Source organism: Micromonospora sp. NPDC005220 (genome assembly GCF_040607895.1).
In the GTDB taxonomy this organism is placed as follows: Bacteria; Actinomycetota; Actinomycetes; order Mycobacteriales; family Micromonosporaceae; genus Micromonospora.
The window spans coordinates 44307-50726 of the sequence record NZ_JBEXHP010000040.1 but is presented as its reverse complement, the minus strand read 5'-3'; the positions used below and the strand labels follow the sequence as shown (position 1 = coordinate 50726).

Genomic DNA, 6420 nt, shown 5'->3' with positions numbered 1-6420 from the left:
GTGATCTGGCACAACACCACCATCGGGGCACCGAACCCACGATCACTGATCGCCTACGACCATTGAGCAGCCAGAATTTAGGACTCAATCATCTAGACAGCACGACGACCCGGCCCATGCGTGGGGGAGCGCCGGATCGGGTAATGACTGCCCGTCAACCGAGGGAAGGACCGCATCGACATGAGCCAGGCACCGGAGAGCGTCACCGACGGGGAGATCGTGGAGACCCGGGGCGACGAGCGGGTCGAGCTGCTGCGCGCCGACACCAACAACGACGGCAAGACCGACGTGTGGGTGGTGGACACCGACGGCGACGGCAAGGCCGACCTGTTCCAGTTCGACACCGACGGTGACGGCAAGGTGGACATCACCATGGTCGACATCGACGAGGACGGCCAGCCCGACGAGGTGGTCGACGGCGACGGCGGCCTCCCGCCCGAGCAGCTCCCCCCGACCGTCCAGGTCTGAGACGTACGACGGCCCCTGCCTCCGCTCGGCGGAGCGCGGGGGCCGTCGCTCAGTCGGCGAGGCGCAGGGTGGCCAGGTAGTAGGGGGCGTCGCGGTCGTCCACATCGGTGAGCCGCCAACCGGTGCCGTGCACCAGGCTGGCGAACTCGTCCGCCGAGCAGACCAGGTAGTCGAACCACTCGGTGCTCAACTCGCGGTAGCGCAGCCGCAGTCGCAGCTGACCACCGAGCCGGCCGCGCCGACGGTTGCGCTCGTGGTAGCCGGTGTGCACCGGGTCGCGGGTGCCGTACGGGTCGGTGCCCTGCGCGATGATCTGCGCACCCGGTCGGGCCAGCGCGGCGAGTGCGGCCAGAAACTCGGGGGCCCGCTTCCGACCCTCGAACAGCCCGAGGTTGTTGCCGAGCAGCAGGAAGGTGTCGTACCGGGGACCGTCGGCGACGTGCGTGTCGACGGTGCCGTGCACCAACCGTCGGACCCCGCGACGCCGGCTCACCTCCAGCGCGCCCGCCGAGGTGTCCAGCCCGGTGACCGGTACGCCGCGCTCCTGGAGCTGCAACGCGATCCGGCCGGCTCCGGTGCCGATGTCCAGCGTCTCGCCGTGCGCCCGGTCCACCGCGCGGTGGTCGTACGGCTGCCACTCCGCCGGCCCGTCCAGGTAGTGCGCGGCCGGGGCGCCGTTGATCAGCCCGTCGTCCCGCTCAATGATCTCGATGACCGGTCGCGGCAGTCGCCCGCCGACCAGCGGCCGGGGGCCCACCCCGGTGGCCACGGCGAGCGTGTCCCGCAGCAGTTCGCCGATCACGTCACCGATTAGAGGATCAACCGTCACGGCGTTCACGCTATCCGGCCACTCGGTGGCCCGCGCCGGCCTATCCTGGCGGCGTGACCACGCTGGATCGGCTGTCGGCCGAGAAGTACATCCTGCTCACGACCTTCCGCAAGGACGGTCGGGCGGTGCCGACCCCGGTCTGGGCGGTACGCGATGGCGAGGCGTTGGCGGTCTGGACCCGGGCCGACTCGGGGAAGGTGAAGCGGATCCGCCACAACGGCGAGGTGACAGTGGCGCCATGCGACGTGCGGGGTCGGCCACACGGGGCGGAGGTGCCGGCTCACGCGACGCTCTACGGGAGCGGTGACACAGGTCGCGTCCGCGACCTGCTGAAGCACAAGTACCGCCTGATCGGTCGACTGAGTCTGCTGGGCAGCCGGTTGCGTCGCGGCGAGGGCGGCACGGTCGGCATCCGGGTGACGTTGGCCGAGTAGCGGCGCCGACCCGGCCGGCGTCGTGCTTGACCGGGCATGGAAAGGGGCGGCGGATCGAGAGATCCACCGCCCCTGACGAAAAACTGTCGCCGGCTCAGTCGCCCTGCCGCTGCTGCGGGATCTGGCCCTGCAGCAGCGCCCTGACCTCCGACTCACGGTACCGACGGTGGCCACCCAGAGTGCGGATGGCACTGAGCTTGCCAGCCTTGGCCCACCGGGTCACCGTCTTCGGGTCGACCCGGAACATCGACGCCACCTCGGCCGGCGTGAGTAGCGGCTCTGGTTCGTGCGTTCGCGATGCCATCGGTCACTCCTCCACGTGTATAGACATCGGCCGGGGTCCCGCCGGCCGACGCGTCTCCCATGGTCCGGCTAGTCCCCGATGTCCGACATGGGCCGAACGGATGAAGGTCCCTAGACGGACGGATGAACCATGCCCGATTTTTACGACTTTTACACGGCAGAAAGTACCTTATTCGGACTCATGATCACGGTTCGTGATGCGTCAACTACGAGTGCAACTCACCTTGGGAGCGCTCCTAGGGTGATATGCCCTAGTTGCACCGCTCCAACAGCTGCACCGCGCGCCACCGTGCCACCAACGTGTCGTACGCGGCGGATGCCTCCTCGGCCTCGCCGCGCGACAGCCCCGCGAGGCCGCCGGCAACCAGTTCGGGCGAGTCGTCCGCGGCGAGGGTCTCGTCGGAGAGCAGATCGACCAGACCGCCGTAGTCCAGCTCGACCACGGACCGCGGATGGAACTCCTCCAGCCAGCGGGCCGCCTCCTCCACCGCCTCGGTGATCGGCGCCTCGCCCACCGACTTGCGCAGCACCGACAGCGCCCGCGACGAGCGGCGTCGCGCCTTGGAGATCTCGGTGCGGTAGCGCAGCGCGCGCCGGCCCGGCTGGGTGACCAGGTCCCGCTCCGCCGGGTCGAAGAGCACGAACCACCGCAGCGGTACGCCCCAGGTGGCGATCTGCTCGTGCACCCGCGGCACCCCGTGCTCCAGCACCCGGGCGCCACTGCGCCAGTCGTCCACGACCGCCCTGGCCTGCCCGGCGAGCACCGGCGGCACGAAGGCGTCCGCGAGCACCGAGGGCACCCCGTCCCGAGCGCTGAGCGCCGCCTCAGCGACCCGGATGCGCAGGTTCCATGGGCAGACCAGCAGGCTGTCGTCCGTCTCCAGGACGTACGCCTCCTCCGGCAGGTCCGGCAGCCGGGTCCAGCCGGCGCCCAGCGCCTCGATCACCGCCGTCCGCTGCCGACCGGGCCCCTCGACCGGGGCGACCGCGCGCCCCTCCGAGACGTAGCGGCGCCAGTAGCTCTGCCGATCTCGGTCGAAGGCGGCCAACGGTTCGTACACGCGCAGGTAAGAAGCGAAGAGCGACGGCACCGCGCGATCCTCCCACGAACCACGCCCGTACGCGGTCAGCGGCCGGAGCACGCGCGCCGCACCTTGGGACGGCGGCGGCGCGTCGAGCGCTCTCCCGGCTGCCGATACTAGGCTCGATCACACCGGCAGCATCCCCGCCGGGATCCACCAGGTCCGCGCCCCACAAGGACGCACACCACAGTAGGAGCCAACCATGGGCGTATTCGCGAGCACCGACGACCCGGTATCTACCAGTCACGAACAGGTCGTGTTCTGCCAGGACAAGCAGAGCGGCCTGAAGGCGATCATCGGGATCTACTCCACCGCGCTGGGCCCGGCGCTCGGCGGCACCCGCTTCTACCCGTACGCGAGCGAGGACGAGGCCCTCGCCGACGTGCTGGACCTGTCCCGCGGGATGGCGTACAAGAACGCGCTCGCCGGGTTGGACCTGGGCGGCGGCAAGGCCGTCATCTGGGGTGACCCGGAGCAGATCAAGAGCGAGGCGCTGCTGCGCGCGTACGGCCGCTTCGTGGAGTCGCTGGGCGGCCGCTACTACACCGCCTGCGACGTCGGCACGTACGTGGCGGACATGGACGTGGTGGCCCGGGAGACCCGTTACGTGACCGGACGCAGCGTGGAGCACGGCGGCGCCGGCGACTCGTCGATCCTCACCGCCTGGGGCGTCTTCCAGGGGATGCGGGCCGCTGCCGAGCACGTGTGGGGCACCCCGAGCCTGCGCGGACGGCGGGTCGGCGTGGCCGGCCTGGGCAAGGTCGGCAAGTACCTCACCGGGCACCTGCTGGAGGATGGCGCCGAGGTGGTCGCCACCGACGTCAACCCGAAGGCGCTGGCCTGGGTGCGCAGCAACCACCCGCAGGTCACCCTCGTCGACGACTCCAGCGCGCTGGTCGCCGCAGACCTCGACGTGTACGCGCCGTGCGCGCTGGGCGGCGCTCTGAACGACGACACCGTGCCGGCGTTGCGCGCCAAGGTGGTGACCGGGGCGGCGAACAACCAGCTCGCCCACCCGGGCATCGAGAAGCTGCTGGCCGACCGGGGCATCCTCTACACCCCGGACTACGTGGTCAACGCGGGCGGCGTCATCCAGGTGGCCGACGAGATCGAGGGCTTCAACTTCGACCGGGCGAAGCTGCGGGCGACCCGTATCTACGACACCACCCGCGAGATCCTGCACCTGGCTGACGCGGAGGGTGTGCCCCCGGCGGTGGCCGCCGACCGGCTGGCGGAGCGTCGAATGGCGGACGTCGGCCGGCTGCGAGCGATCCACCTGCGCTGAGCGTTGCCCGGGGGCGGATCGACGAGATCCGCCTCCGGGGCCCCGGTGCCGGGCGTCGCTGGGTAAGCTGAGCCTGGATCAAGTTTGATGCGGTTTGTCCGGTGTCACGGGTGCTAACCGTTCCGCTCCTTACCCGGTACACTGGGTGACGGCCGGATCGACGCGACGCGCAGAGCCGGCTGGCGGTAACCCGAGGTGCCGAACGGTGGCATCCCCATGTACCGTAAGAGCCACGAGAGATGCCTGACGTCATCGGGGCCCGCCTTCGGGCTGCCCCGCATTCTGTGCGAGGGGGTCGAGCCATGGGGCGCGGCCGTGCTAAGGCCAAGCAGACTAAGGTGGCGCGGGAGTTGAAGTACCACTCCCCGAACACCGACCTCACCGCCTTGCAGCGCGAACTGGCGGGTGCTGGTAAGTCTGAGCACCACTTCGACGACGACTCTAAAGAGTTCGTCGACGACGATGATGAGGATCACGCGGACGACGATCCGGATCCCTGGGTCCGTCCGACCCGCTGACCTCTCGACGCAGCTGAGCACGCGGTAACCCCCGCGTGCTCACGCACGTCCTGTGCAGGTGTAGTCGCCGACGATCAGGGGCCTGGCCCGACCGGATCCACTCCGGCCGCTCGACAGGCCCCTGACCTCGGCTCCCTCAGCGCGGGCGGTTGTTCCAGTTGTAGAACGTCGGGATGTTCTCGAAGTGGTTCCAGGCGCACACCGCGCTGGAGCCGTCTCCGCCCGACACCTCCGAGCGCAGCCGTCGCGCGTCCTCGGCCTCCTGAAGCAGTGCGACGAGCGCGGGAGCCGCGTCCCGCACCCGTTCGGTGACTCCGTCGTCCGCTTCGCGCTCAGGCCGCCGGTGACTGGTGGTCTCGGGCATGCTCCAACACTCCCTCCAATAGGCGGATCTTGCTGTTGCGGCAGTGCTCGGTCTCCGTACCGTCAAAACGCCCCAGCTCGAAGTAGCGGTTGGCCGCGTGGCCACCGCCACAGAAGCCGAAGTACGGGCAGGACGCCCGACACGCCTCCACCCCGGTCAGGAACTCCCCCACCCACGGCGTCGCCGCCGCGTCGCCGAGGATCTGCGCCAACGGGGTCGTCAGCACGTTGCCGCTGCTGAAGTCGCCGTAGCGGGGGTCGGTGAAGCCGGCCAGCTCGGGGGAAAGCACGATCACCGAGCCGTCGTGACCGATCGTCGGGATCGGGTCCAGGTGGCGGGGCAACACCCCGTCCGCCGAGTTGTCGAGCACCGCAGCGGCATAGCGCAACGACCACTCGATCTCGCGAAGGTGAATCCGCGGCTCCCGGCGCCACGCCCCGACCAACTCCGCCCAGAACGCGGACACCGCCGACGGGTCATGACTGTTGTCACGGGTGTTGACCCCCTCGGTCTCCTCGATGTTGATGCCCAACACGTCGCAGCCCAGCTCAAGGAAGTAGTCGTACAGCTCGGTGGCGAGCCCCGGCTCCGGCCGGGACACCACGGCCAGCGCGGAGAAGGGCAGACCGCGCCGGCGCAGCGCCGCGATGCCGCGCAGGATCCGGTCGTACGCCGGCTGGCCGCCCCGGTTGACCCGGTCGCCGTTGCGGGCCCGGGGCCCGTCGACGCTCACGCTCACCCGCATCTCGTGCCGGACGAAGAAATCGCACCAGTCGTCGTCGATGAGGGTGGCGTTGGTCTGCACGTGGTGCTCCACCTCAGGCCCGAACGGCGCGATCAGATCGGCCAGGTGCTCTCGACCGGCGGCCAGGGGCTCGCCGCCATGCCACACCACGGAGAAGCGACCGGTCGCCGCCCAGGGATTGACCGCGGCCGCGACCGCCTCGGCCACCGCCACCGGCATCCGCCGGTCGGCGGCTCGAAAAGGCAGATAGCAGTACGCGCAGTCGAGGTTGCAGAGGGTGGTGGGCTGCATGACGACGTACGACGGGACGGCGGCCAGACCGCGCATCCCGCTGAACGAACGCCCCCGAGCAGCCATCACCCTCCTCCGCCTAGCCTGAGCCCTTCAGGCTA

9 protein-coding genes are annotated in these 6420 nt (G+C 70.0%); 4 read left to right on the top strand and 5 right to left on the bottom strand.

Going from position 1 to position 6420, the window contains the following annotated elements:
- Positions 1–180 precede the first annotated feature (180 nt).
- Entirely contained in the window at positions 181–468 is a 288-nt protein-coding gene (locus ABZU52_RS17235; RefSeq protein ID WP_091396025.1) for a hypothetical protein, read from the top strand.
- Positions 469–517: 49 nt separating this feature from the next.
- On the opposite strand, the gene ABZU52_RS17230 is transcribed toward ABZU52_RS17235, so the two are convergent.
- The gene (locus tag ABZU52_RS17230; RefSeq protein WP_354971990.1) at positions 518–1297 is read right to left on the bottom strand and encodes a class I SAM-dependent methyltransferase; all 780 of its coding nucleotides are present in this window, start codon (positions 1295–1297) and stop codon (positions 518–520) included.
- 53 nt (positions 1298–1350) lie between these two features.
- Here ABZU52_RS17230 and ABZU52_RS17225 point away from each other — a divergent pair, with 53 nt between their 5' ends.
- Positions 1351–1731 carry a PPOX class F420-dependent oxidoreductase gene (locus ABZU52_RS17225; RefSeq protein ID WP_354971989.1) on the top strand — a complete coding sequence of 127 codons (381 nt, stop codon included), beginning with the start codon at positions 1351–1353 and terminating at the stop codon, positions 1729–1731.
- 94 nt (positions 1732–1825) lie between these two features.
- Here the strand turns inward: ABZU52_RS17225 and ABZU52_RS17220 are convergent, their stop codons facing one another.
- Both ABZU52_RS17220 and ABZU52_RS17215 read right to left on the bottom strand, forming a co-directional pair.
- Positions 1826–2035, bottom strand: a complete 210-nt coding sequence (locus ABZU52_RS17220; RefSeq protein WP_007073996.1) for a BldC family transcriptional regulator — start codon at positions 2033–2035, stop codon at positions 1826–1828.
- 250 nt (positions 2036–2285) lie between these two features.
- Positions 2286–3125, bottom strand: coding sequence for a hypothetical protein (locus tag ABZU52_RS17215; protein WP_354971994.1), 840 nt, complete (start codon positions 3123–3125; stop codon positions 2286–2288).
- Between the two features lie 193 nt (positions 3126–3318).
- Here ABZU52_RS17215 and ABZU52_RS17210 point away from each other — a divergent pair, with 193 nt between their 5' ends.
- Together ABZU52_RS17210 and ABZU52_RS17205 are read left to right on the top strand one after the other, a co-directional pair.
- A complete protein-coding gene (locus ABZU52_RS17210) occupies positions 3319–4401 on the top strand; it encodes a Glu/Leu/Phe/Val dehydrogenase (RefSeq protein ID WP_354971988.1) in 1083 nt (360 codons plus the stop codon).
- A 302-nt stretch (positions 4402–4703) separates the two neighbouring features.
- Entirely contained in the window at positions 4704–4919 is a 216-nt protein-coding gene (locus ABZU52_RS17205) for a DUF3073 domain-containing protein (protein WP_030332207.1), read from the top strand.
- Between the two features lie 136 nt (positions 4920–5055).
- Here the strand turns inward: ABZU52_RS17205 and amcA are convergent, their stop codons facing one another.
- Entirely contained in the window at positions 5056–5283 is a 228-nt protein-coding gene (amcA, locus tag ABZU52_RS17200) for a multiple cyclophane-containing RiPP AmcA (protein WP_124821604.1), read from the bottom strand.
- Positions 5252–6355 carry a cyclophane-forming radical SAM peptide maturase AmcB gene (gene amcB, locus ABZU52_RS17195; RefSeq protein ID WP_354971993.1) on the bottom strand — a complete coding sequence of 368 codons (1104 nt, stop codon included), beginning with the start codon at positions 6353–6355 and terminating at the stop codon, positions 5252–5254. Before amcB ends, amcA begins: the two co-directional genes overlap by 32 nt.
- Positions 6356–6420: the final 65 nt, after the last annotated feature.